This is a genomic window from Planococcus notacanthi (genome assembly GCF_030407825.1).
GTDB classification, from domain to species: domain Bacteria; phylum Bacillota; class Bacilli; order Bacillales_A; family Planococcaceae; genus Planococcus; species Planococcus notacanthi.
The window spans coordinates 48,248-72,053 of the sequence record NZ_JASDCQ010000007.1; the positions used below are offsets into that span (position 1 = coordinate 48,248).

Genomic DNA, 23,806 nt, shown 5'->3' on the forward strand with positions numbered 1-23,806 from the left:
TAGTTCAATTCATATAACTTAATATGATTTCAAATAATCCGGCCAGGTCCCCACCTGGCCGGATTCCCCTTTTAGACGTGAAACTTTACCCTTTTTGGACGGAACGGAAGATCGATTTCAGTTCACTTAGTTCCCGCTCCGCCTCTGCCAAGCGCTGATGGAGCAAGGCGGTCAATCGGATCAATTGCTCCATATGCACTTCCAGTTGCAGCTGTACATCCTTTGGCATCGCTAAGTGCCTCCTTTTTTGATGGCTATACGTTTACTTGTTCCGTCCCTGGCGGTTGGAAATCGAAGTCTGCATCAGACTGCGGTGATTCCTGCTGAGGGGCGGTTTCTTCTTGTGGTTTTCTTCTGTCGAGGAAGCGGATCTGGTCGCCAAGGACTTCTGTCACATAGATGCGCGTCCCGTCTTCTTTATCATACGAACGTGACTGCAGACGGCCCGTAACGGCGACAAGTGATCCTTTAATGCAGTATTTCGAGACATTATGGGCTGGCTTGCCCCATGTTGAGCAAAGAACGTAATCTGTTTCGGTTTCTCCTTTCTGGTTTTTATAGTTCCGGGAAACTGCGACAATGAAGGAAGTATGTACCCGCCCTTCATTCAATACGCGCATGGTTGGATCTTTGGTTAAGCGTCCTACAATTCCGACTTGGTTCATTTTCTCACCTCCTTTCGCTTACTTGAAGCATACTAAGAAGATTGAATTCTTTGCAAAACCGGAAAAATTATTTTTAGCAGCTTTTGAGCTGTCATATTTCATTTTTGAAGCATGAGTAAACTTTTTTTCTTCCTGTGAATGGCAAGGTTCAGCGTCTTTTCATCTCAATACAGCTCCAATCAAAACTGGATTTTGATAGTATTCCAGTTTTTTTACATCCTCTTTTTCCGTTCGCTTGCCAATTCGTGCTTATGCTATACTGAAACAAAGCTAGTATTGGAGGCATTGCCGCATGAAAACATTTAATATGCTGTCATTGGGAATTGAAAAAGACGATCAAGTCACCGATTATCCGGTGCATGACGGCCTCATCATCAACCAGGAAAACAAAGACCGCTCATGGATCCTTGAAATGCTGGTCGACATTCAGCACCTGGATATATTTGAAAAACTGAAGAATTCCGAGGAAACAATCGATGTACAGGTTGTCATCTCCTACCCAGGAAACGAACCTGCACCTTTTGAAGTGGTTGTCCGCAAAGTGAAGATCATCGGGGACCATGCCTCCGTATTGATGAAAGGCACATTGAAACGGGCCCGCCGAAAATACGCAGAAACACTTCTTTCAGAACTGCTTGAAGACGGTCTTGAAGGACAGGAATTGTTGGAACGCTTTGAAACCGACATGCGTACGCGCCCCGGCCTGCGAAAAGATGAAGCCAAGTCATAAGTTTCTTCATACCCACTGTCCGGAAAAACAGGATAAATTTCAAAGCCTATAGTAAAAGAGCTGTTCTGAAAGTCAGGTTTGACTTTCAGAACAGCTCTTTATTTTCATTGATCTATTATTTCTCAGCAACTGGACCCAATGCGAACAAAATGTCGCATTCGCAAGCAAGTTCTCCGTCGACAGTGGCAATTGCATGGCCTTTGCCCATTGACCCGCGCAGTTTTGTCAATTCAACTTCCAGACGCAATTGATCGCCTGGAACTACCTGCCGTTTAAAGCGGCAATTGTCGATTCCGGTGAAAAATGCCAAACGGCCTTTATTGGCGTCCAGCTGAAGTACAGCTGCAGCTCCAACCTGTGCCAATGCTTCCACAATTAAGACACCGGGCATTACCGGATAACCCGGGAAATGGCCATTGAAAAAGTCTTCATTCGCTGATACGTTTTTCAGGCCGACCGCTTTCTTGCCGGCTTCAATTTCCAGAATTCGATCCACCATCAAAAATGGGTAACGATGTGGTAAAATTGCTTGAATTTGTTCTGTTGTCAACAATCGATTCATCTCCTCTTCACTTTCCGCTCATGATATCAAATATGTGCTGCCAGGTTTCCCATTTCAGCGCATCAGCAGGCTTTCCGTCGCCAATGACGCCAAATCCCACCATTGCCCCTAGAACGGCTGCTAACGCAACCAAAGCAATTACAATGAGAATACGGAGCCATATCGGAAACAGACGAATTTGCACCCACCACGTCTTTTCAGCGCCCTGTGTGTCTTTTTCTTTATCGGCTTTTTTCCGAAGAGAAAAATTCTTTTTCAGTTCAGCCATTCACTCCGTCAACCTTTCTTTCTGCTGGATTCCCGGCTATCGGGCAAAGCTCATGTCTAGTCATTATACTAAAATGTCCGGTTTTTGGCATCAGCTATTTGTCTTTGTTTGCTTTTCCGGAAAATGTTTTCTTTTGCTTCCAGCATCAGTCCAGTTCCCAATGCGACACATTCCAATGGATTTTCTGCAATGGACACAGGAATCTGCAATTGGGCAGCCAGCAGCTGATCTAACCCATCAAGCAGTGCACCTCCGCCCGTAAGAACGGCTCCGCTTTCAATTATATCTGAAGCCAGTTCCGGCGGGGTCTTTTCCAAAACCATCCGCGCCGCTTCAACAATTGAATTGACGGATTCTTTCAATGCTTCCCCAATCTCCATGGAGTTGATCTTCAGCGTCCGGGGAAAACCAGTCAGGATATCGCGCCCCCGGATTTCTATTTCTTTGGCTTCCGTATGTTTTAACGCTGTCCCAATTTCAACTTTAATTTTTTCCGCGGTTTTTTCACCGATCAACAGCTTATGGTGGTCTTTGACGTATTTCATAATCTGTCGATCAAATGAATCTCCAGCCGTTTTTATCGTTTCGCTTGTGACAATGTCTCCCATAGATAATACTGCGACATCCGTCGTGCCGCCGCCAATATCGATGACCATGCTGGCATTCGGCTGATAGATATCCAGGCCTGCTCCGATGGCTGCCACTTTCGGCTCGACTTCGACATAGACTTTTTTGCCGCCTGCCTTTTCGGCCACTTCGCGAATAGCATTTTGTTCAATGCTCGTGATATTCGTCGGACAACAAATTAAGATGCGCGGTTTGGTCATAAACCCTTTCAGCTTTAGGATATGCATAAAATGTTTCAGCATCGCTTCGGTAACGTCAAAGTTGTGGATGACGCCATCCTTCAATGGCCGGACCGCCACAATATGCTTTGGCGTTCTGCCCATCATTTTGCGCGCTTCTGTGCCGACAGCCAGCACTTCCTCCGTCTTCCGGTCCATCGCCACTACAGAAGGTTCATTCAAGATGATTCCTTTGCCTTTTACATAGATCAGGACATTTGCTGTCCCTAAATCAATTCCTATATCTTTAGAAAACATCAAGCCGCACTCCTTTTCTACCATCTATCCTGTTGAATTAATTTTTCTACAGCATATGTATTGATTAAATGATTCTCTTAACTGAATAGTTTATCACAGTCAGGATCTCATTGACAAAAATCCCTGGATTCAGCTCCTGCAATTAAAAAGGCTTACGGAGCTGTAAACCAGCGCCGCAAGCCTATGAAGAATAGATTAGACCAATTGCTCGACTTTCGTTTCTGCCTGTTCAACTGACACGCGCTCAATATCAGCGCCCAATGCTGCCAGTTTTCCGTGGAAGTTAACGTATCCGCGATCTAAATGATAAAGTTCATTAACACGAGTGATGCCCTCTGCAGCCAGTCCAGCTAAAATCAAGGCAGCAGCAGCTCTCAAATCGGTTGCTGCAACTTCTGCACCTTGCAGATCAGATGGCCCTTCCATAATAACAGAACGCCCTTCGATTTTAACCGTTGCGTTCATGCGGCGGAATTCTTCCACGTGCATAAAGCGATTTTCAAAAACGGTTTCTGTCAAAATGCCGTTGCCTTTGGCAGTCAGCATCAATGACATCATCTGTGATTGCATGTCCGTCGGGAAGCCTGGATGCGGCATGGTTTTGATGTCGATCGAGCGGAGTGGACGGTTTGCACGGATGCGCAATCCTTCTTCTGTCTCCTGAATGTCTACACCCATTTCACCCATTTTGGAGATCAACGCCGTCATGTGTTCAGGAACGGCATTCTCAATGATTACATCGCCTTCAGTGATTGCAGCAGCAACCATGAATGTGCCGGCCTCCACACGGTCTGGAATGATATAATGCTCTGCACCATGTAATTCTTCTACACCTTCAATGCGCATTGTATCTGTTCCAGCACCGATTACGCGGCCGCCCATTTCGTTGATGTAGTTTGCAACATCAACAATTTCCGGTTCTTTTGCAGCGTTTTCGATTAATGTAGTACCTTCTGCCAAAGCGGCAGCCATCATGATGTTTTCAGTTGCGCCGACACTTGGGAAATCCAAATAGATTTTTGCTCCGCGCAAACGGCCAGTTGTTTTAGCTTCCACAAAGCCGTTTCCGAAAGTAATGCTTGCGCCCATTGCTTCAAACCCTTTTAGGTGTTGGTCAATCGGGCGTGATCCTATTGCACATCCGCCTGGCAAAGCTACACGAGCAAATCCATTACGCGCAAGAACTGGTCCCATCACCAAAATCGAAGCGCGCATTTTGCGTACATATTCGAATTGAGCTTCGCTTGATAATGTTGCTGAAGAATCGATCAGCATTTCATTTTTTTCAGGAAAATACTCAACCTGCACATTCAGGCTTCTCAAAACCTCCTGAATCGTGTAGACGTCGGCTAAATTCGGTACCTCTTTAATGATGCTCTTTCCTTTTGAAGCCAATAGCGCTCCAGCTAATACCGGAAGAACTGCATTTTTAGCACCCTCGACCCGTACTTTCCCTTTTAATTTTTGGCCGCCTTTTACAATAATTTGATCCACTGATATGCCCTCCATGTGTTTAATAGTCATCTATATGTATCCCATATACGTTAAAGTCCAATGTCATTATTTAGAAACAAAACCTTACTCATCCTACCCTGTTTTTTAGTAAAAAACAAGCAACTTTACTCTCATTTTGTGCTATTCATCTCATGGGACAATACATTGTTCGAAAAGTTTTCCGTTTTTATGTCCGCTAAAGGAAAAAAGTCACGTTTTAAAAATCAACTAGTAGACCTTTTCCCCTCATTAGAACCATTAAACCTTATACGAAATTTTATTTCCCTGGAAATAAAGATTTGCCGTTTTGCCATAGCCGTGAGGTTCAAAGCCATGGCAAAACGGCAATTTTAAAAAAGATAAGGCAATTGCCGCGACCAAGATGAAATATTTAGGAAAAAAGTAGATACCATGGTCCCGATTGCAATGCTAATAAAAATATAAAGAATTTGTGCTTGAAGTACATGATGCTTATGAATCCATTTTTCGAACATGACAGCACGCATCGCATAAAAAGCAACACCGGTAAAGAATATGTGGCTGAAGATTGAAATCAAAGCCGTTTGCCCAATCATGGTTTCCATCTGATGCACCCTTTCATAAAATGTCAGTTATTCAGTGATGTGAATCCCGTTAATCGCTTGTTGACCCATGCGAGGAAATTTCCTTGCTGATCAGTTGTCAGCTTTTGAAAATCTCAGTATCCTCGTTCTGTAGAACTACAGAACTAAATCCAATCTATAAGAAATAGAAAAAGCGGACAAAAGTCAATTGCCCTTCTGCCCGCTTTTGCCTACACTTTTTTAAATATCCAGCTTCAGTGGCCAACTCCTTAGGCTTAAATCCTGCAGGAGCCGAACGGCCGCTTATGCTTTACTTTATTGTCCAGCTTCAGCGCCCGGATTCTAAGGTCATAAGCCACCCTGGCTACACGGCAAAGAACGCCGCTTCGCCAGTGCGTCTTATCCCCGTCGAATCTACACGGACGCTTATGCTTTTATTTAAACATTACCCTCATAAACGTTGATACGATTCATCGCACGTTTTAACGCCAATTCTGCACGTTTAAAGTCGATTTCATCTTTATTAGCCTGTAAGAGTGCTTCTGCACGTTTAGCGGATTCCTGAGCGCGTGCCAGATCGATGTCTGTTGCGCGTTCAGCCGATTGTGCAAGAATGGTCACTTTTTCAGGGCGGATTTCAAGAAATCCACCGTTTACAGCAACCAATTCTGTCGAGTTCTCTTTTTTCAATCGGACTGCACCGATTCCAAGAGGAGCGACTGTCGGAATGTGGCCGGGCAAAACGCCCATTTCGCCGGTTGCTGTAACTGCAATAACCATAGATACTTCTGAATCGTATACCGGGCCGTCGGGAGTGACAATATTGACTGTAATGGTCTTCATTTTTTTCCCTCCTGGTCCCTGGTTTTAGACTTCTACGCCCATGCTTTTTGCTTTTGCAATAACATCTTCAATGCGTCCGACCAAACGGAAAGCATCTTCTGGCAAGTGGTCATAGTTTCCATCAAGAATTCCACGGAATCCTTTGATCGTTTCTTGAACTGGAACATAAGAACCTTTTTGGCCTGTGAACTGTTCAGCAACGTGGAAGTTCTGAGAAAGGAAGTTTTGGACGCGGCGTGCACGGTTAACCGTCAGCTTGTCTTCATCACTTAACTCATCCATACCAAGGATTGCAATGATATCTTGTAATTCTCTGTAGCGTTGAAGCGTTTCTTGAACTTCACGTGAGATATTGTAATGTTCTTCGCCAACAATTTCAGGTGACAATGCACGAGAAGTTGAAGCCAAAGGATCCACCGCTGGGTAAATACCCATCTCAGAAAGTTTACGCTCAAGGTTAGTTGTCGCATCCAAGTGAGCGAAAGTTGTAGCCGGAGCCGGATCCGTATAGTCATCGGCTGGTACGTAAATCGCTTGGATAGACGTTACTGAACCTGTGCTTGTAGTTGTGATACGTTCCTGCAATTGGCCCATTTCAGTAGCAAGTGTCGGTTGGTAACCAACAGCTGATGGCATGCGGCCAAGAAGTGCTGATACTTCAGATCCTGCTTGAGTAAAGCGGAAGATGTTGTCGATGAAAAGAAGAACGTCCGCGCCTTGTTCGTCACGGAAGTATTCTGCCATAGTCAAACCAGTCAAGGCAACACGCATACGTGCACCAGGCGGCTCGTTCATTTGGCCGAAGACCATTGCCGTTTTCTTGATAACGCCAGAATCGCTCATCTCAAAGTACAAGTCATTTCCTTCGCGCGTACGTTCACCAACACCAGCGAATACGGATAAACCACCGTGTTCTTGAGCGATGTTGTTAATCAATTCCTGGATAAGAACTGTTTTACCTACACCGGCACCACCGAAGAGACCGATTTTACCGCCTTTGATGTAAGGGGCAAGCAAGTCAACAACTTTGATACCTGTTTCAAGAATTTCAACTTCTGTGGAAAGATGCTCGAACGTAGGTGCTAAGCGGTGAATCGGATCACGGCGCTCTGTTGCAGGAATTTCTTCCCCTAAGTCGATAATTTCACCAAGTACGTTAAATACTCGGCCTAATGTTACATCTCCAACTGGAACAGAAATTGCTCTGCCCAAGTCAGTTACTACTGAACCACGTTGCAGTCCATCAGTAGATTCCATCGCGATTGTACGGACTGAATCGTCACCAAGGTGAAGAGCCACTTCAAGCGTCAAAACGACTTGAGCTTGTCCGGGACGATCAATATTTACAGTTAGGGCGTTGTAGATAGCTGGAAGTTGGCCATCAGCAAACTTTACATCTACAACCGGTCCCATAACCTGAAGAACGTGTCCTGTGTTCATGCTGTTCCCTCCTGTCTTACTTTTATTGAAACTTTATTGCAAGCTTCGGCGGCTTAATCGGCCGCCTTCGCTTCAATTTTTTCGTTATTGTCCAGATTCCAGCGGCCCAGCTCTTCGGGTCATAAGCCAACCCAGCTGTGCGGCAAAGAACGCCACCCTGCTGGTCTGTCTTATGCCTGTCAGAGCTTAACGGGCGCTGTCGCTTTTCGTTATTATTCCAGTGCAGCTGCTCCGCCGACAATCTCTGTAATTTCCTGAGTGATTGCTGCTTGGCGTGCACGGTTGTATTGAAGTGTCAGTCCATTAATCAAATCAGACGCATTATCAGTCGCGCTCTTCATTGCTGTCATGGATGCAGCATGTTCACTTGCTTTGCCATCAAGAACGGCTCCAAAGATCAAGCTTTCCGCATATTGAGGAAGAAGAACTTCCAAAATCGCTTCTGCTGAAGGATCGAACTCGTAAGATGCAGTTGATCCGGTCGGTTGAATATCCGTCAGCGGCAAGACTTTTTTCTCTGTAACTTCTTGTTGAATAGCTGAAACAAAGTGATTATAGTACATATAAACTTCGTCATATGTCCCATCTGCGAACATACCAACAGCTTTGCGCGTTAATTCTTTAATATCCGAAAACGTCGGATGGTCCGGAAGTGCAATTGCACTTTCAAGAATCGTCATTCCTTGCTTCGCAAAGAATTCCTTCCCTTTCCGGCCAACGCTCAGGATAACAAAGTCGTCATTGGATGTATGCCGTTCACGGATTCTGCTCATGACAGTACGAAGAATATTACTGTTATATCCGCCTACAAGGCCACGATCCGATGTGATTACTAAATAAGCTGTTTTCTTTACAGGGCGGGCAATCATCATCGGGTTGCTGGTGTCCGTAGACCCGGCTGCGATGGATGCCACCACGTCCTGTATTTTATTCATGTAAGGAACGAATGCTTTCGCATTCACTTCCGCACGGCTTAGTTTAGATGCCGAAACCATTTGCATGGCTCGTGTAATCTGGCTCGTTTTCTTGGTTGACGTTATTCGTGTTTTTATATCGCGTAAAGATGCCACTGGTATTTCACCACCCTATTATTTTTTCTTCATATTCGACTCAGCGATTCCCCCGGTTTAACGGGCAGTATGTCTCCCGCATTGATATGCAGGAGATGGACTGACCGGTAAAATCCGATTGGATCAACCAGCATTCAGTAAGGCAAAAACCTTAACTGAATAGAGTTTCTCTTTACTCTGATTTTGCGAAAGTGCGTTTGAATTCATTGATCGCTGCACCGAATGCGTCATCAGCAGGTAAACCTTGAGTTGTACGAATAGTATCCAAAATTTCTGTGTGGTTCGAATCCAACCAGCTTGTCAATTCAGCTTCAAAGCGAGAAATGTCGTTGATAGCGATGTCGTCTAGGAATCCACGAGTCAACGCATAGAAAATAACAACTTGTTTTTCAACTTTGATCGGATTGTTCAAATCTTGCTTCAAGACTTCAACTGTACGTTTTCCGCGTTCGATCTTAGCAGCTGTTGCCGCATCAAGGTCAGAACCGAACTGAGAGAATGACTCAAGTTCACGGAAAGAAGCCAAGTCAAGACGCAATGTACCCGCAACTTTTTTCATTGCTTTGATCTGAGCTGAACCACCAACACGTGATACAGAAAGACCGGCGTTGATCGCTGGGCGTACACCTGAGAAGAATAGATCCGATTGAAGGAAAATCTGGCCATCCGTAATCGAGATAACGTTTGTTGGAATGTATGCAGAGATATCGCCAGCCTGCGTTTCAACGAACGGCAATGCTGTGATAGATCCTGCTCCTAGAGTTTCGTTCAACTTCGCAGCACGCTCAAGAAGGCGTGAATGCAAGTAGAAGACATCCCCTGGATAAGCTTCACGGCCTGGCGGACGACGAAGCAATAGTGAAAGTTCGCGGTAAGCAGATGCTTGTTTTGTTAAATCATCATAGACGATCAACACGTGCTTGCCTTCAAACATGAATTCCTCTGCCATTGTGATACCTGCATAAGGAGCAAGGAACAGCAATGGAGCAGGCTGTGAAGCAGAAGCTGTTACAACGATTGTGTAATCAAGTGCTCCGTTTTTACGGAAAGTTTCTACTACGTTACGTACAGTAGATTCTTTTTGTCCGATAGCTACATAGATACAGATCATATCTTGGTCAGCTTGGTTCAAGATTGTATCGATCGCTACAGAAGTTTTACCTGTCTGGCGGTCACCGATGATCAATTCACGCTGTCCACGACCGATCGGCACAAGTGCATCGATCGCTTTGATCCCTGTTTGAAGTGGTTCATGAACCGATTTACGGGCCATAACCCCTTGTGCAGGGCTTTCAATTGGACGTGATTTTGTCGTGTTGATCGGCCCAAGACCGTCAACAGGTTGTCCAAGTGGATTTACTACGCGTCCGATAAGTTCATGTCCTACCGGTACTTCCATAATACGGCCAGTCCGACGTACTTCATCGCCTTCTTTAATGTCTGTGTACGGGCCAAGGATAATGATACCAACGTTGTTGGCTTCCAAGTTTTGCGCCATACCAAGGACACCAGTTGAGAACTCTACAAGTTCTCCAGCCATGACGTTGTCGAGGCCATGAGCGCGCGCGATACCATCACCAATGGTGATTACTGTACCAACGTCGTCAACTTTCATCTCTGATTGATAATTTTCAATCTGTTGTTTGATCAGACCGCTGATCTCTTCAGCTTTGATGCTCATGTATGTCACCCTCTCATAATTTCATAATTAACCGATTAGTTGACGCTGCAGACGTGCCAATTTCGTGCTCACGCTGCTGTCATAAATACGGTTTCCGATTTGAAGACGCAATCCGCCGAGCAACGATGGATCGATGATGTTTTCAATTCGTAAAGATTGTTTACCGATTTTTTTAGCGAAAATGGAAGAGATGGATGCGCGTTCTTCTTCCGTCAAAGGACGTGTAGAATAAACTTTCGCATCTTCAATTCCTTGTGCGTCATTAGATAAAGCAACGAACTCATCAGCCAAAGAGCCGACTTCGTCCAGACGTTTGCGTTCTGCCATCAATTGAAGCGTATTCACCACAAACGGATTTGCTTCGTTAAATACTTCATTGATCAAGTTTCTTCTTTTCTCAGCAGAAAGTTTTGGTGAAACGATCAAATTGTAAAGTTCCGGAGTCATTTCGAAGACTTTTTTCACTTCACGCAAATCATGTTCAATATCCAAAGACGATCCGTGCTTCTGAGCGACTTCAAACAATGCTAAAGCGTAGCGTTCTGCAACTAGACTCACTGAACTTCGCCTGCCTTCGCAATCGTTTCGTTAATCAACTGACGGTTGTCTTCCTCAGAGATTTCTTTTCCAAGCACTTTCGTAGCAGCAAGCAATGACAATGCCACAACTTCTTCACGAACCGCTGAAATAGCTTTATCTCTTTCGTTGGCAATTTCCTGAACCGCTGCTTCTTTCATGCGGCCAGACTCAGCACGTGCAGTCGTAATGATTTCCTCACGCGAAACTTCGCCTTGCTTTTTAGCGTTCTCAACGATTTCCTGTGCTTGTGTACGCGCATCTTTAAGAAGGCTGCGCTGCTCTTCAAGCAACTTTTGTGATTCTAGACGGCTGTTTTCAGCAGTTTCGATTTCACTCTTGATCAAATCTTCACGCTGCTGCATTACGCCCATCAAAGGACCCCATGCGAATTTCTTCAAAAGCACCATCAGCAAGGTGAAGATAACAAGTGTAGCGAGAATGTCTCCGATATTCAAAAACTCCCCGGTTGCACCGAGTACAAGATGGTCAAAAAACACGATTGTTTCACTCCCTTCAAGAGCCTAAAATACAATTTCTTCTATAGTAAGATCTTTTACTCTGTAAGATGAATTTTCAAAAGCAAGGTGGTGCATACAAGTTTAAATGGCGAAAATCATGTAGTAGCATCCCCACCATTAAACTTTGTGACTATTAAATACTATTGGTTCATAACGATGAACGCGATAACTACAGCGATGATCGGCAATGCCTCAACCAATGCAACCCCGATGAACATAGTTGTTTGTAGAACTCCGCGAGCTTCTGGCTGGCGAGCGATACCTTCAACTGTTTTTGAAACGATAAGACCGTTACCAATACCTGCGCCTAGTGCTGCTAAACCTACTGCGATTGCTGCTGCTAATAAACCTAATGAACCTGTCATTTTGATGTGTCCTCCTCAGGATAGTTGTTTTTTTTTTGCTCTACGAGCAGTTTATACTCAATGGTCGTCGGCAACTTTGTGCGACATGTAGACCATCGTTAACATAACGAAAATAAACGCCTGGATTGCCCCGATAAAGATCGAGAATCCTTGCCATGCCATCATAGGCACGATTGCTGATGCGAATCCAAATGCACCTGCTGATGCGAGGCCTGCCAACAAAGTCAACAGGATTTCCCCCGCATAGATGTTACCGTAAAGACGCAGACCGAGTGTCAGCGTATTTGCGAATTCCTCAATGATGTTCAATGGGAATAAGAATTTCATTGGCTTGATATAGCCTCCGGCGTATCCTTTGAGCCCTTTCAGCTTGATGCCATAATAATGGCTCAAGATTAGCACCATTGCGGCCAATGTCATCGTTACCGTCGGGTCAGCTGTTGGCGATTTCCACCAAAGATCTCCGTTGACAACTATTGCAAATGGAAGGCCTAACATGTTCGAAACAAAAATGAACATAATCAGGGTGATTCCAAGAACATGGAATCGGCCACCATCTTTCCAATCCATATTGCTGTTGATTATTCCTTTAACGAAATCCATGATCCATTCCATGAAGTTCTGCATGCCCGTTGGTTTGAGCTGCAGTTTCCGTGTAGAAATATAAGCAATAAGGAAAACGATAAGAGCGGCTATAGTTAGCATCATAACGTTCGATAGGTTAAACCAGATCCCGAACACCTCGAGCATAGGAGCGCCATGTTCCACGATTGTTTCACCTCTCTTTCCACATTGTTAATGGTGTTTCACATGATAAACAATCCGCTCTGCCAATAACAGAGCGTAAGGGACCATCAACCCAATTACCGTACTGACCAAGTGAATGTGCTCTGCGAACAAAATGGCGATCGCCACAGCTGCAACACCTGATGCAAACCGTAATGCCGTTCCAAGCGAACGAACTTTCGAGCCTTCAGCCACCGCACGGTCGAATTTCTCCATCCGCCGAACCAGGATCCACATGTTGTAAATGCCGAACAAAGTTCCGATTATGAGACCCGCGAACACTTCTTGATAAGGGGTAAACCCCCAACCAATAACGCAGAACGCCAAGATGAAAAAAATCATCTTTTTTAGTCGTGTATATATCTCCCTAAGTCCTTCCATTTTTTACTGGTCTCCTGATTCGAATTTGCGGACAGTCTGAAGCATTGCCCAAACACCGGCAGTGATGCCTATGAATAGGCAGATGATCATGAAAAACGGGGCGGTTCCGAGCCTGTCATCAAGCCACATACCTGTGAACACGCCGATAAGCACGGACCCGACAAGTTGTGAGAGGATGGCACTATAAATTGCCATCGCTTGTAAGGGACTTTTTGTTGGGCGCATGATAACCCCCTCGAACTTCGTTGATTTGACATTAAACCCTTAAAAAGAGCCGTCGCATCAGGCTTTCAAGACCACATAATCTATGTAAGAAAACCTTCTCATGCATACCCTTTGTAAGCATACAATAGGGGTAAAATCATGTCAATTAGTAGAAGTGAAAAACTTCACAAGCGATTTCCTTCCGACATATTGTCGACAAATTTTACCGAAAAATTTGAAATTGACGGTCTATCCCATTTACAGCTTTGAAAAATACGTATGCAGCGCTTCGACGATCCGGGCAGATGCTTGGCCGTCTCCGTATGGATTGGATGCTTGGGACATCGCCTTGTAGGCAGATTCGTCCGTCAGCAATTCTTTAGCCAATCCGTAAATCGTCTCTTCGTCAGTGCCTGCGAGCTTCAATGTTCCCGCGGTGATGCCTTCAGGGCGTTCAGTGGTATCACGCAAAACCAAAACCGGCTTGCCAAGTGAAGGCGCCTCTTCCTGAATTCCGCCTGAATCGGTCAGAATAAAGAATGAACGGGCCGCAAAGTTATGAAAATCCAATACTTCCAGCGGTTCGATCAAATGGATGCGCGTGTCACGGCCCAGTACTTCATCCGCCACTTCACGTACAGCCGGATTCATGTGAACCGGGTAAACCACTTGGATATCATCGTGCTCTTCAATCAACCGTTTAATTGCGCGGAACATATTTCGCATCGGCTGCCCTAAGTTTTCACGGCGGTGCGCCGTCAGCAAGATCATACGGTCTGTACCGATTTTCTCCAGGATCGGATGTGTGTAAGTTTCGCGAACAGTCGTTTGAAGCGCATCGATAGCCGTATTGCCTGTAATGTAGATGGTTTCTGCCTTCTTGTTTTCATCCAGCAGGTTCTGAGCGGATTTTTCAGTTGGCGAAAAATGAATATCCGCCATGACACCCGTCAACTGACGGTTCATTTCTTCAGGATATGGCGAATATTTATTGTGTGTACGCAAACCGGCTTCCACATGCCCTATGGCGACCTGGTTATAAAAAGCAGCAAGGCTGGCAGCAAAAGTCGTTGTCGTATCGCCATGCACCAGCACGATATCCGGCTTCGCTTCTTTCATAACCGAATCAAGCCCCTGCATGGCACGCATCGTAACATCGGTCAATGTCTGGCGGTCTTTCATGATATTCAAATCGAAGTCAGGCGTGATCTGGAAAGTCTCCAGCACCTGATCCAACATTTCCCGATGCTGCGCTGTCACTGTCACAAGCGGTTCAATGGTGTCGGGATGTTTTTGAAGTTCCAAGACAAGCGGCGCCATTTTAATGGCTTCAGGCCGCGTACCAAATATCGTCATTACTTTCCATTTTTTCGTCAAGCTGGTTTACCCCGCCCTCTTATTTAGTACCGAATAACCGGTCTCCAGCGTCTCCAAGACCTGGAACGATGTATCCTTTTTCGTTCAATTTCTCATCAAGTGCTGCGATGTAGATATCCACATCCGGGTGAGCTTCTTGCAGTGCTTCCACACCTTCAGGAGCTGCGATGATGCACATGAAACGGATTTTCGTAGCGCCACGCTTTTTCATGGAGTTGACTGCTTCAATTGCAGAACCTCCGGTAGCAAGCATTGGATCTACAACGATGAAGTCCCGTTCCTGCACATCGGATGGCAATTTCAAATAGTACTCGACAGGCTGCAATGTGACCGGGTCACGGTACAAACCGATATGTCCGACTTTAGCTGCCGGAATCAATTTCAGGATTCCATCGACCATGCCGATTCCTGCGCGCAAAATAGGAACAACGCCCAATTTTTTCCCTGCAAGGACTTTCGATTTCGCCATTTGGACCGGCGTTTCCACGTCGATTTCCTCTAGCGGCAAGTCGCGTGTGATTTCAAACGCCATCAATGTGGCAATTTCGTCAACCAATTCGCGGAATTCTTTCGTGCCTGTAGACTTGTCACGAATGTACGTTACTTTGTGCTGAATCAGCGGATGATCAAAAACGTATACTTTTCCCATGGCCTATCTCTCCTTTTCAAACATTATCTTAAATAGTATAACAGAAAATTCTTTGCCCTAGTGGCCAGATCCTGCTTTGGTATTATTCAGTTAATTTCGCCTATGCTTTATTTTTCCAAAGAAAAAAACCGGGAAATATTTCCCCGGCTTAGCAGATGTTTCATTTGTTCATTTAAATGCATTTCAACATCGGGTTCAAAAGTGTCCCATTCCCGCTATGCTGAAACTTTTTTTCTTCTGTTATAATAAATACGCTTCATTGAGCGGCATCGGCTTGTAGAAGAAATAACCCTGACCGACCTTGCAGCCAAGCGCCAATAATGTTTGGCGATCCTGCTCAGTTTCCACACCTTCAGCCACTGCGCGCATATTCAGGTTCTCCGCAAGCTGAATGATGGTCCGGATAATCGCCAAAGTTCCCGGTTCGTGCATAGTTGAAATGAACGAACGGTCGATCTTCAATTCTTCGACAGGCAGCTTCTGCAGATAGCTGAGCGACGAATAGCCGGTGCCAAAATCATCAATCGATGTCGTAAACCCGCAATGCCTCAGATGCCTAAAGACTTTATTGGCCGTTTCGATATCCACAAAACCGATTCGCTCGGTTATCTCCAATTGAATCCATTTCGGGTCAATGCCGTATTCGGCCGTCATGTCCATCAAATACGGAACGAAAGAATGATGGAAGAAATGATCTGCAGAGATGTTGATGGCAACTTGCCGAATCTTCAACTCCTGCTCTGTTCTTTTCTTCATCCATTGCAGCACTTGCTTCAAGACGTTTTGCTCCAGCATGCGGATTTTGCCATTTTTTTCAGCTGCCGGAATAAAGACGTCCGGCGGTATGGTCCCAAGCTCAGGAGATGTCCAACGGGCCAGAGCTTCAAAACTCAAGATTTCACCGGTTGCCAAATCGACTTTGGGCTGCAAATGGACGCCGACTTCATTGCGTCTCAGTGCTGCTGTCAATTCATTCGCCACACGCAGGTCCTTCATCATGAATTCATCATGCTCACTTTCAAAATAACAGATCGCCTCACCAGTCTGAAGTTTCGCCTGTGACAACGCACTATCTGCACAACGAATTAACTCCTCGGAATCCTGCTGGTTTGGCGTTACGATCGCTACCCCCATTTTCAAGGTCAGGAACAATTCCATATCCCCTACTTTGACAGGTTCCACCAGTCCGCTCAGCAGATGATCCAAGTAATCCGGAATTTTTGTGAAAGGCGTCGCACTGTACATGGCTAGGGTTGAATCCGAAAAACGTGCAATCAGGTTATCCGACAAATTCTGTGAAAGCATCAACCGTTTGCCGATTTCGCGCAGGATCGTGTCCCCCGCCCGGTGGCCATATTGATCGACCACTTTGACGTATTCATCTGTCGACAAAAATGCGACAAAACCTTCTTTGCCTTCTTTCAGCAAATCCGTGATTTCAGTTCTGAAATAATTTCGGTTGGGCAAATCCGTATTTTCATCGGTATAAGCCAAGCGCAAAACCTCTTCGTGCTGACGGGAATATTTGATGGCCAGCGAAGCGATCGATGCAACTTCTTCCATGAATGCCAAATCTTTTTCATGCGGCGTCAACGGCGAAGGGAAATAAATTCCGAAAGTACCGATGGCGCTTCCTTCAACATTAAATATTGGAATTGACCAGCTGGACACCAAGTTATAGGTTTTCACTAATTGCTGATGATTTCGCCACAAGTAGTCCGTGCTCATATCATCCACGATTACTGCTTCTTGCCGGTGGAATGCTGCACCACAAGTACCGATGTCTTCCTCAACCACCGTTCCGTCGATGGCATCCTGGAACCCTTTCGGCATGGAACTGGCCGCACCGATTTTATAAAGTTCGGTATCGTCGATCAACAATACCGTACATTTCGCTCCATCAATAAAGAACGATTCGGCGGTAGTGCAGATATTCTGCAGCAACGCGCTGAGCATATAGCCTTTTTCGATTCCCGTGTATGTCTCTTTTTGAAGCTTGATCAAGGCTTCTGCACGTTTGCGGTCGGTGATATCGTGCTGGAGCATCAATGTGAATTTGAAATCCTTTTCTGGAAAAGATAAAGGCTGCACAGTGATTTCATTCCAAAAAGGAGTGCTGTTTTTTCGGTAATTCACAATCTCCACAATGCCGCTCTTACTGGCATCCACACATTTCCGAATTTGCTCTTTCGCTTCCATTGCAGTTTTTTCACCATGCAGAAAACGACCATTCCGCCCCAGGGTTTCCTCTTCGCTATAGCCGATCATTTTGTAAAAGGCATCGTTCGCATAAACGACGGGCTGGTCTTCCATCTCCGAATTAACGATCAGAAATGATGTATGGAATTCAACACCGAGACGGCGCAGCCACTCCATGATTACCTTTTTATCTCTCTTCAGTTCATGCGTGTGCATACGACGCGTCCCTCCTGTGTTGCTATGTATTTTAATAAAGCAAAGAAATCTGCTCCAAATTATGCAGAAAAAATAAAGCTGCCAAGCAGTTTACCCGGCAGCAGTATTCAGTTATTTATATAATGGATGCGCAGCAGTCAATTTGGCTGTACGTTCTGCAGCATCTTTTTTCACGGATTCATCTTCCGGATTTTTCAGGAGCATTGCCATGATTGCAGCAATTTCTTTCATTTCCGCTTCTTTAAATCCACGGGATGTTACGGCTGCAGTTCCAAGACGGATACCGGAAGTGACAAATGGGCTTTCCGGATCGAAAGGAATGGTATTTTTGTTTGTTGTAATACCGACTTCATCAAGTACGTGCTCTGCGACTTTGCCCGTCAGGTTCAACGAGCGGAGGTCGAGCAGCAGCAAGTGATTGTCTGTGCCGCCGGAAACGATGTCAACGCCTTCAGCGATCAAGCCTTCAGCAAGTGCATTGGCATTTTTCACGACTTGTTCAATATAGGTTTTGAATTCAGGTTGCTGCGCTTCACCGAATGCAACGGCTTTCGCTGCGATGACGTGCATAAGCGGACCGCCTTGAATTCCAGGGAAAATGGTTTTATCGATTTTTTTCGCAAATTCTTCATTGCAAAGAATCAACCCGCCGCGTGGACCGCGAAGTGTTTTATGCGTAGTCGATGTAACGAAATGGGCATGAGGGACAGGATTAGGATGAGCCCCAGTAGCAACAAGGCCCGCGATATGTGCCATGTCGACCATCAGGTAAGCTCCGACTTCATCAGCGATTTCACGGAATTTAGCAAAATCCAATTTACGCGAATAAGCGCTTGCTCCAGCTACAACCATTTTCGGCTTGTGTTCCAAAGCTGCCTGGCGGACTGCTTCATAATCGATCAATTGCTCTTCTTCTGTAACGCCGTACTCGACAAAATTATACTGCATACCGCTGAAATTCACTTTACTGCCGTGCGTCAAATGCCCGCCATGGTTCAGGTTCATTCCAAGAATCGTATCGCCTTTTTCCAAAACTGCGGTATAGACAGCCATATTAGCTTGTGATCCAGAATGGGGTTGAACGTTCGCATGTTCCGCGCCAAAAATTTCTTTCAGGCGGTCGCGTGCAATGTTCTCAACGACATCCACAAATTCGCAGCCTCCGTAATAGCGTTTGCCCGGATAGCCTTCCGCGTATTTGTTGGTTAATACTGATCCCTGTGCATCCATAACTGCTTGTGAGACAAAGTTTTCAGAAGCGATCAATTCGATATTCGCTTCCTGTCTTCCTTTTTCTGCATTCATCGCTTCATATACTGCTGGGTCTAGCGCCTTAATCAATTCCATCTGTGTATCCCTCCTGTAATTGAACAAGCTCACGATCATAGCTCGCGCGTGCCCCGCCGATCAATTTCGGCCGGGTAGTAGCAGCTGCCACAATCGCTTCACCTACTAGTTTAACAGAAGTTCGCAGAGGAACGGCAACTCTTTTCAAATGCATGCCAATCATTGTTTGTCCGATATCGATTCCCGCATGGGCCTGGACTTCTTCCACTACGACCGGATCGGCCATATTGCTGAATGCATATGCACTCATCGAACCGCCAGCTTTGGCGACTGGAATAACCGAAACCGGTTCCCATCCATATTTTTCAGCAGCCTGCCGCTCAACCGTTAATGCGCGGTTGATATGCTCGCAGCCTTGAAACGCCAAAAAGAGCTGATGGCGTGCCGCAAATTTCTCCAAAGGTTCAAACAGACTTTCTGCAATATCCAATCCGCCGCCTGTTCCGATGCGTTTTCCTGCTACCTCTGATGTCGAACAGCCGACTACAAACACTTGGCCTTTCCTGAACTCGATCTGCTGCTCCAATTCGCTTAAAATCTCTTCCAGTTGCAATTGCCATAAAGTTTGCATGCCGACTCCTCCTTATTTTTCGAGGTCTGTGATTTTTTGGATGCGTTTTCCGTGTCTGCCGCCTTCAAATTCTTCTGTCAGCCAAGTTTGAGCGATTTCACGTGCAAGGCCCGGACCAATTACGCGTTCCCCCATTGCCAGGATATTTGAATCGTTATGCCCTCTTGTCGCTTTTGCACTGAATACATCATGGACAAGCGCGCAACGAATGCCTTTGACTTTATTTGCCGAGATGGACATGCCGATGCCTGTGCCGCAAATCAAAATACCACGGTCAAATTCTCCGCTTGCCACGCGGTCAGCAACCGGTTTTGCATAATCCGGGTAATCGACTGAATCGTCTGTATGCGGACCGAAATCCTGATATTCTATGCCAATTTCGTTCATTAGGTTAACGATTTCTTTGCGCAGGTTATTCCCGCCGTGATCTGATGAAATTGCCACTCTCATGGTAAACCCTCTTTTCTTAAAATCAAATTTATGGTTCAGCAAAAGCGCTCTTGTCGAATTGTGCCGAATTGCATTACGCTTTTAATTAATTCTAACATTTTTACGCAAAAAAGACAGGCAAACCCTCACTGGCTCGCCTGTCTTTTTCAGTTAAGTGATTTTTTCAATTAATTTATCAATCAGCTCTCTGAGTTCATGAAAGGTCTCTTCATAAAGTTCCAGCGGCCCTCCGTATGGGTCACTGATATCTTCTGCCGAACCTTCGGTGAATTCCTTCAATGTATAAAGCTTTGTCGCTGCTTCAGGCTGCGCCTGCAGAAGCGTCATTTTATGCGAATTGGTCATCGTCAAAATCAATTCCGCCCATTGCATATCCCCCGCCTCCAGAGGCTTGGACGTATGCGTAAACGAAATTTGCTGTTGGGATAAAACAGATTGGGCATTCCTGGACAGCGGTGCGGCGCCAGCAAATATCCCCGCCGAACGGACTTCGATGCCAGGCAATTTTTTCGCTGACAGGATGGCTTCAGCCATCGGGCTCCGGCATGTATTGCCCGTACAGACAAATAGAATCTTCATCCTGCACCTCCTTTCAAACAATCAGCTGAACCATTTATGGTCCGCTGCTTTTTCAAGTCTGTTCATTAACGCTTCGTCCATTTTCCCACCGGTTTCAACCGATGCCAAAATCAGGTCTGCATCTGTTGAATCACATTTGCGCAAGCTGGCATAAAGAGTTGCCATGGACAATGGAAAATTAAAATCAGCTTCAGGGTATTCTTCTTTGCTGATGACAGCTACGCGTTTCCCTTTTCCCCGGACATATTCAATTGCTTTTTCAATTAAACCTTCTTCATTTTCAATCAAATACAATGGAGCTGCAGGTGCGTAATGCATGTACTTCATCCCCGGGGATTTAGGCGTGTTGTTTTTGTTGTCAGAAGACAAACGGACCGTTCCGATGACATTCTCCAACTGCTGTTTCGACACTTTCCCTGGACGCAGAATAACCGGCGGCTCACAAGTTGTATCCAGCACTGTGGACTCGATGCCGATTTCCGTGGGACCGCCGTCCAAAATCAGCGGAATTTTGCCATCCATGTCATGGTATACATGTTCAGCCAAGGTTGGACTTGGCTTTCCGCTTGTATTGGCGCTCGGTGCCGCCAAAGGCAGCTTCAGTTCCTGCAAAAGCTTCAGCGCTACCGGATGATTCGGCACACGGACTCCGACTGTTTCAAGATTTGCGGTAACATTTCCGGCAAAGGTTTCAGGTTTTGCTTGCATGATCAGCGTCAAGGCTCCTGGCCAAAAAGCATCCATGCATTGCAACGCTTTTGCTGATACTTCCTGCACATATGTCAATGCTGTTTCCTTCGAATCAACATGGACAATCAATGGATTATCAGCAGGTCGTCCTTTTGCTTCAAAAATTTTATTGACGGCTTCCCAATTGGTCGCATCCGCTCCCAATCCGTAAACTGTTTCAGTCGGAAACGCAACAACCTCACCATTCCGAATGATTTCCACAGCCTGTTTATAACTTTCTTTTTCATCCACATTCTTATCCACAGAAATAATTTCCGTCTCCACAAGAACAACTCCTATTTTTAAGGGTTTTTATCGTCCTATCCACACAAAGTGGATAACTCCCTATTAGTTGTGCGCAAATTGTGTATAACTTACTCGATAATCGCAAAAACCATGCGATCCTTTTTGTTGATATCTTCTTTAATATAGACCACTGCGTCCGGAAAAGCGCTTTTTAGCATTTTTTCGACCGCCGGCCCCTGTTGATAACCTATTTCGAATCCAATGATACCTGGTTTATTGATCAACTTCGGAAACTGTTCAGCCATTTTTTCATACAAAGCCAAGCCCTCCTGATCGGCGAACAAAGCATTATGGGGCTCAAAATCGCGGACACTGTCGGACAAACTCGGCGCTTCTTCATGTCCGATATAAGGCGGATTCGATAAGACGACATCCCATTTCCGGTCTTTGATCGGTTCCGTCAAATCACCTAACCGGAAATCGATTTCCGCATGAAGGCGTTCGGCATTTAATGCTGCCGTCTCCAATGCAGGCTGCGAAATATCGGTGGCGGTTACCAGCGCATTTGGCAACTCACATTTCATCGTGATGGCGATAATGCCGCTTCCTGTACCAATATCAGCGATCGCCAATTCTTCCTTGAAAAGATGGCGTTCAATCAGCTGCAGCGTTTCTTCTATTAGTTCTTCTGTTTCAGGCCTTGGAATCAAGACATCCGGATTTACCAGGAAGTTTCTGCCATAAAATTCTTCACTGCCCGTCAAATGCTGCACTGGAACCCCTTTGGCATGCTGCTCCACATTTGCCCAGAACCGGTTAAATTGAGCTTCACTGATTTCATCGCGCATGGCAGCGATCAAGCCCGAATACGAAAGGCCCAGTTCATGCTGAAGAAGGATGCGTGCAGCTCCTTCTTCACGGCCGTTCTCCAGTAAAAAAGAAGAAGCCCTCTTCAGGGCCTCATAAACATACTTAAGCTTGGTCATTGTTCAGGCTTTCCATGCGGGCTGACTGTTCTTCCACAATCAACGCCTCTATGATTTCATCCATTTTCCCTTGCAAAATCTGATCCAGCTTCTGGATCGTCAATCCGATGCGGTGATCGGTGACACGGTTTTGAGGGAAGTTGTATGTCCGGATCCGTTCAGAACGGTCGCCCGTTCCAACCGCAGATTTACGGACTGCGTCATATTCAGCCTGTGCTTCCTGCTGGAATTTTTCATAAACGCGTGCACGCAATACTTTCATGGCACTGGCTTTGTTTTTGATCTGTGATTTTTCATCCTGGCAGGTAACCACAGTGTTGGTCGGAATGTGCGTCAAACGGACAGCTGACATCGTGGTGTTAACCGATTGTCCGCCGGCGCCTGAAGATGCATATGTGTCAGTCCGGATATCATTCTCATGGATATCGATTTCCACTTCTTCAACTTCCGGCAAACAAGCCACCGTTGCGGTCGAGGTGTGGATCCGCCCGCCCGATTCTGTTTCCGGCACCCGTTGTACACGGTGTGCTCCGTTTTCATATTTCAATTTCGAATAAGCGCCTTTCCCTGTAATCATAAAGACGATTTCCTTGAATCCGCCAAGTCCGGTCGGGTTCGAATCCAGCACTTGGACTTTCCAGCCGTTCGTTTCGGCAAAACGGGTGTACATGCGGTAAAGGTCACCTGCAAATAACGCGGCTTCATCTCCGCCAGCTGCTCCACGGATTTCCATAATAACGTTTTTATCATCATTGGGATCTTTCGGAATCAACAGCTTATGAAGGCGCTCTTCAATCACTGAAATCTGTTCTTCCAATTCGCTGACTTCTTCCTTGACCATTTCGCGCATGTCGGCGTCCATCTTATCGTCGAACATGGCTTTTGCTTCAGCCAATTGAGTTGTCAGATCTTTGTATTCACGATAGGCTTCAACCGTTTCCTGCAGATCCGATTGTTCCTTGGAATACTCACGCAGTTTATTGGTATCGCTGACGATATCTGGATCGCTCAGCAATTCGTTCAAACGGTCATATCTATCTTCTACTGATTGTAATCGATCAAACATAGGTGTCACCTCGAGTTCTAATTTTGTGTTGTTTTTGTGTTGGATTGAAACTTCATCATTGCTGTTCGCTTGATTGGTTAAAGATTTTAATAAGCAGCTATACTTTGTCATCCGTATATTTCAGCTATGGAGCAACCCA

General features: G+C 45.6%; 28 protein-coding genes. 1 reads left to right on the forward strand and 27 read right to left on the reverse strand.

Annotated features, from left to right (window positions below; all coding sequences use genetic code 11):
• Window positions 1–85: 85 nt before the first annotated feature.
• Both QMA01_RS16925 and QMA01_RS16930 read right to left on the reverse strand, forming a co-directional pair.
• Window positions 86–229, reverse strand: coding sequence for a hypothetical protein (locus QMA01_RS16925; protein WP_191713572.1), 144 nt, complete (start codon window positions 227–229; stop codon window positions 86–88).
• A gap of 25 nt (window positions 230–254) precedes the next feature.
• Window positions 255–665 carry a single-stranded DNA-binding protein gene (locus QMA01_RS16930; protein WP_203339065.1) on the reverse strand — a complete coding sequence of 137 codons (411 nt, stop codon included), beginning with the start codon at window positions 663–665 and terminating at the stop codon, window positions 255–257.
• Between the two features lie 292 nt (window positions 666–957).
• On the opposite strand from QMA01_RS16930, the gene QMA01_RS16935 reads away from it, so the two are divergent.
• On the forward strand, window positions 958–1,395 hold the full coding sequence (locus tag QMA01_RS16935; RefSeq protein ID WP_191713570.1) for a YwpF family protein: 438 nt from the start codon (window positions 958–960) through the stop codon (window positions 1,393–1,395).
• Window positions 1,396–1,510: 115 nt separating this feature from the next.
• On the opposite strand, the gene fabZ is transcribed toward QMA01_RS16935, so the two are convergent.
• The 25 genes from fabZ to prfA all read right to left on the reverse strand — a co-directional run bounded on the left by fabZ (window position 1,511) and on the right by prfA (window position 23,667).
• Window positions 1,511–1,948 carry a 3-hydroxyacyl-ACP dehydratase FabZ gene (gene fabZ / locus QMA01_RS16940; RefSeq protein WP_191713569.1) on the reverse strand — a complete coding sequence of 146 codons (438 nt, stop codon included), beginning with the start codon at window positions 1,946–1,948 and terminating at the stop codon, window positions 1,511–1,513.
• A 16-nt stretch (window positions 1,949–1,964) separates the two neighbouring features.
• Window positions 1,965–2,225, reverse strand: a complete 261-nt coding sequence (locus tag QMA01_RS16945) for a DNA-directed RNA polymerase subunit beta (RefSeq protein ID WP_191713568.1) — start codon at window positions 2,223–2,225, stop codon at window positions 1,965–1,967.
• A gap of 68 nt (window positions 2,226–2,293) precedes the next feature.
• Window positions 2,294–3,328, reverse strand: a complete 1,035-nt coding sequence (gene mreB / locus QMA01_RS16950; protein WP_191713567.1) for a rod shape-determining protein — start codon at window positions 3,326–3,328, stop codon at window positions 2,294–2,296.
• A gap of 195 nt (window positions 3,329–3,523) precedes the next feature.
• Window positions 3,524–4,822: a UDP-N-acetylglucosamine 1-carboxyvinyltransferase gene (gene murA / locus QMA01_RS16955; RefSeq protein ID WP_191713566.1), complete on the reverse strand. Its 1,299-nt coding sequence runs from the start codon at window positions 4,820–4,822 to the stop codon at window positions 3,524–3,526.
• 350 nt (window positions 4,823–5,172) lie between these two features.
• Window positions 5,173–5,406: a DUF1146 family protein gene (locus QMA01_RS16960; RefSeq protein ID WP_203339063.1), complete on the reverse strand. Its 234-nt coding sequence runs from the start codon at window positions 5,404–5,406 to the stop codon at window positions 5,173–5,175.
• Between the two features lie 417 nt (window positions 5,407–5,823).
• A complete protein-coding gene (locus tag QMA01_RS16965; protein ID WP_191713564.1) occupies window positions 5,824–6,228 on the reverse strand; it encodes a F0F1 ATP synthase subunit epsilon in 405 nt (134 codons plus the stop codon).
• A 24-nt stretch (window positions 6,229–6,252) separates the two neighbouring features.
• A complete protein-coding gene (atpD, locus tag QMA01_RS16970) occupies window positions 6,253–7,668 on the reverse strand; it encodes a F0F1 ATP synthase subunit beta (protein WP_191713563.1) in 1,416 nt (471 codons plus the stop codon).
• Window positions 7,669–7,880: 212 nt separating this feature from the next.
• Complete coding sequence (atpG, locus tag QMA01_RS16975) at window positions 7,881–8,738, reverse strand: ATP synthase F1 subunit gamma (protein ID WP_191713562.1); 858 nt, start codon at window positions 8,736–8,738, stop codon at window positions 7,881–7,883.
• Window positions 8,739–8,910: 172 nt separating this feature from the next.
• The gene (gene atpA, locus QMA01_RS16980; protein WP_191713561.1) at window positions 8,911–10,419 is read right to left on the reverse strand and encodes a F0F1 ATP synthase subunit alpha; all 1,509 of its coding nucleotides are present in this window, start codon (window positions 10,417–10,419) and stop codon (window positions 8,911–8,913) included.
• 27 nt (window positions 10,420–10,446) lie between these two features.
• Window positions 10,447–10,977, reverse strand: coding sequence for a F0F1 ATP synthase subunit delta (locus tag QMA01_RS16985; protein ID WP_191713560.1), 531 nt, complete (start codon window positions 10,975–10,977; stop codon window positions 10,447–10,449).
• The gene (gene atpF / locus QMA01_RS16990; RefSeq protein ID WP_191713559.1) at window positions 10,974–11,495 is read right to left on the reverse strand and encodes a F0F1 ATP synthase subunit B; all 522 of its coding nucleotides are present in this window, start codon (window positions 11,493–11,495) and stop codon (window positions 10,974–10,976) included. Before atpF ends, QMA01_RS16985 begins: the two co-directional genes overlap by 4 nt.
• A gap of 161 nt (window positions 11,496–11,656) precedes the next feature.
• A complete protein-coding gene (gene atpE, locus QMA01_RS16995; RefSeq protein ID WP_006829234.1) occupies window positions 11,657–11,881 on the reverse strand; it encodes a F0F1 ATP synthase subunit C in 225 nt (74 codons plus the stop codon).
• A gap of 57 nt (window positions 11,882–11,938) precedes the next feature.
• Window positions 11,939–12,649 (reverse strand): F0F1 ATP synthase subunit A, encoded by a 711-nt coding sequence (gene atpB / locus QMA01_RS17000; protein WP_191713558.1) that lies wholly within the window; start codon window positions 12,647–12,649, stop codon window positions 11,939–11,941.
• 27 nt (window positions 12,650–12,676) lie between these two features.
• A complete protein-coding gene (locus QMA01_RS17005; RefSeq protein ID WP_191713557.1) occupies window positions 12,677–13,048 on the reverse strand; it encodes an ATP synthase subunit I in 372 nt (123 codons plus the stop codon).
• A gap of 3 nt (window positions 13,049–13,051) precedes the next feature.
• A complete protein-coding gene (locus QMA01_RS17010; RefSeq protein WP_290215544.1) occupies window positions 13,052–13,273 on the reverse strand; it encodes an AtpZ/AtpI family protein in 222 nt (73 codons plus the stop codon).
• Window positions 13,274–13,510: 237 nt separating this feature from the next.
• On the reverse strand, window positions 13,511–14,629 hold the full coding sequence (gene wecB, locus QMA01_RS17015; RefSeq protein ID WP_290215545.1) for a non-hydrolyzing UDP-N-acetylglucosamine 2-epimerase: 1,119 nt from the start codon (window positions 14,627–14,629) through the stop codon (window positions 13,511–13,513).
• 19 nt (window positions 14,630–14,648) lie between these two features.
• Window positions 14,649–15,278, reverse strand: a complete 630-nt coding sequence (gene upp, locus QMA01_RS17020; RefSeq protein ID WP_191713556.1) for a uracil phosphoribosyltransferase — start codon at window positions 15,276–15,278, stop codon at window positions 14,649–14,651.
• A gap of 240 nt (window positions 15,279–15,518) precedes the next feature.
• Complete coding sequence (locus QMA01_RS17025; RefSeq protein ID WP_290184000.1) at window positions 15,519–17,693, reverse strand: EAL domain-containing protein; 2,175 nt, start codon at window positions 17,691–17,693, stop codon at window positions 15,519–15,521.
• 111 nt (window positions 17,694–17,804) lie between these two features.
• Entirely contained in the window at window positions 17,805–19,040 is a 1,236-nt protein-coding gene (gene glyA / locus QMA01_RS17030; RefSeq protein WP_191713554.1) for a serine hydroxymethyltransferase, read from the reverse strand.
• A complete protein-coding gene (locus QMA01_RS17035; RefSeq protein ID WP_191713553.1) occupies window positions 19,027–19,611 on the reverse strand; it encodes a TIGR01440 family protein in 585 nt (194 codons plus the stop codon). The genes glyA and QMA01_RS17035 overlap by 14 nt, the downstream gene beginning before the upstream one ends.
• Window positions 19,612–19,623: 12 nt before the next feature.
• Entirely contained in the window at window positions 19,624–20,061 is a 438-nt protein-coding gene (rpiB, locus tag QMA01_RS17040; RefSeq protein ID WP_191713552.1) for a ribose 5-phosphate isomerase B, read from the reverse strand.
• Between the two features lie 150 nt (window positions 20,062–20,211).
• Window positions 20,212–20,640, reverse strand: a complete 429-nt coding sequence (locus tag QMA01_RS17045; RefSeq protein ID WP_191713551.1) for a low molecular weight protein arginine phosphatase — start codon at window positions 20,638–20,640, stop codon at window positions 20,212–20,214.
• A gap of 21 nt (window positions 20,641–20,661) precedes the next feature.
• Window positions 20,662–21,654 (reverse strand): L-threonylcarbamoyladenylate synthase, encoded by a 993-nt coding sequence (locus QMA01_RS17050; RefSeq protein WP_191713550.1) that lies wholly within the window; start codon window positions 21,652–21,654, stop codon window positions 20,662–20,664.
• An 89-nt stretch (window positions 21,655–21,743) separates the two neighbouring features.
• Window positions 21,744–22,601 carry a peptide chain release factor N(5)-glutamine methyltransferase gene (gene prmC / locus QMA01_RS17055; protein ID WP_290215546.1) on the reverse strand — a complete coding sequence of 286 codons (858 nt, stop codon included), beginning with the start codon at window positions 22,599–22,601 and terminating at the stop codon, window positions 21,744–21,746.
• Complete coding sequence (prfA, locus tag QMA01_RS17060; RefSeq protein WP_191713548.1) at window positions 22,588–23,667, reverse strand: peptide chain release factor 1; 1,080 nt, start codon at window positions 23,665–23,667, stop codon at window positions 22,588–22,590. The genes prmC and prfA overlap by 14 nt, the downstream gene beginning before the upstream one ends.
• Window positions 23,668–23,806: the final 139 nt, after the last annotated feature.

Coding starts and splice junctions, on each gene's coding strand:
- QMA01_RS16925 (WP_191713572.1), bottom strand. CDS start 229: ATGCCAAAGGATGTACAGCTGCAACTGGAAGTGCATATGGAGCAATTG.
- QMA01_RS16930 (WP_203339065.1), bottom strand. CDS start 665: ATGAACCAAGTCGGAATTGTAGGACGCTTAACCAAAGATCCAACCATG.
- QMA01_RS16935 (WP_191713570.1), top strand. CDS start 958: ATGAAAACATTTAATATGCTGTCATTGGGAATTGAAAAAGACGATCAA.
- QMA01_RS16945 (WP_191713568.1), bottom strand. CDS start 2,225: ATGGCTGAACTGAAAAAGAATTTTTCTCTTCGGAAAAAAGCCGATAAA.
- mreB (WP_191713567.1), bottom strand. CDS start 3,328: ATGTTTTCTAAAGATATAGGAATTGATTTAGGGACAGCAAATGTCCTG.
- QMA01_RS16960 (WP_203339063.1), bottom strand. CDS start 5,406: ATGGAAACCATGATTGGGCAAACGGCTTTGATTTCAATCTTCAGCCAC.
- QMA01_RS16965 (WP_191713564.1), bottom strand. CDS start 6,228: ATGAAGACCATTACAGTCAATATTGTCACTCCCGACGGCCCGGTATAC.
- atpD (WP_191713563.1), bottom strand. CDS start 7,668: ATGAACACAGGACACGTTCTTCAGGTTATGGGACCGGTTGTAGATGTA.
- atpA (WP_191713561.1), bottom strand. CDS start 10,419: ATGAGCATCAAAGCTGAAGAGATCAGCGGTCTGATCAAACAACAGATT.
- atpE (WP_006829234.1), bottom strand. CDS start 11,881: ATGACAGGTTCATTAGGTTTATTAGCAGCAGCAATCGCAGTAGGTTTA.
- QMA01_RS17005 (WP_191713557.1), bottom strand. CDS start 13,048: ATGGAAGGACTTAGGGAGATATATACACGACTAAAAAAGATGATTTTT.
- QMA01_RS17010 (WP_290215544.1), bottom strand. CDS start 13,273: ATGCGCCCAACAAAAAGTCCCTTACAAGCGATGGCAATTTATAGTGCC.
- upp (WP_191713556.1), bottom strand. CDS start 15,278: ATGGGAAAAGTATACGTTTTTGATCATCCGCTGATTCAGCACAAAGTA.
- QMA01_RS17025 (WP_290184000.1), bottom strand. CDS start 17,693: ATGCACACGCATGAACTGAAGAGAGATAAAAAGGTAATCATGGAGTGG.
- glyA (WP_191713554.1), bottom strand. CDS start 19,040: ATGGAATTGATTAAGGCGCTAGACCCAGCAGTATATGAAGCGATGAAT.
- QMA01_RS17035 (WP_191713553.1), bottom strand. CDS start 19,611: ATGCAAACTTTATGGCAATTGCAACTGGAAGAGATTTTAAGCGAATTG.
- rpiB (WP_191713552.1), bottom strand. CDS start 20,061: ATGAGAGTGGCAATTTCATCAGATCACGGCGGGAATAACCTGCGCAAA.
- QMA01_RS17045 (WP_191713551.1), bottom strand. CDS start 20,640: ATGAAGATTCTATTTGTCTGTACGGGCAATACATGCCGGAGCCCGATG.
- prmC (WP_290215546.1), bottom strand. CDS start 22,601: ATGACCAAGCTTAAGTATGTTTATGAGGCCCTGAAGAGGGCTTCTTCT.
- prfA (WP_191713548.1), bottom strand. CDS start 23,667: ATGTTTGATCGATTACAATCAGTAGAAGATAGATATGACCGTTTGAAC.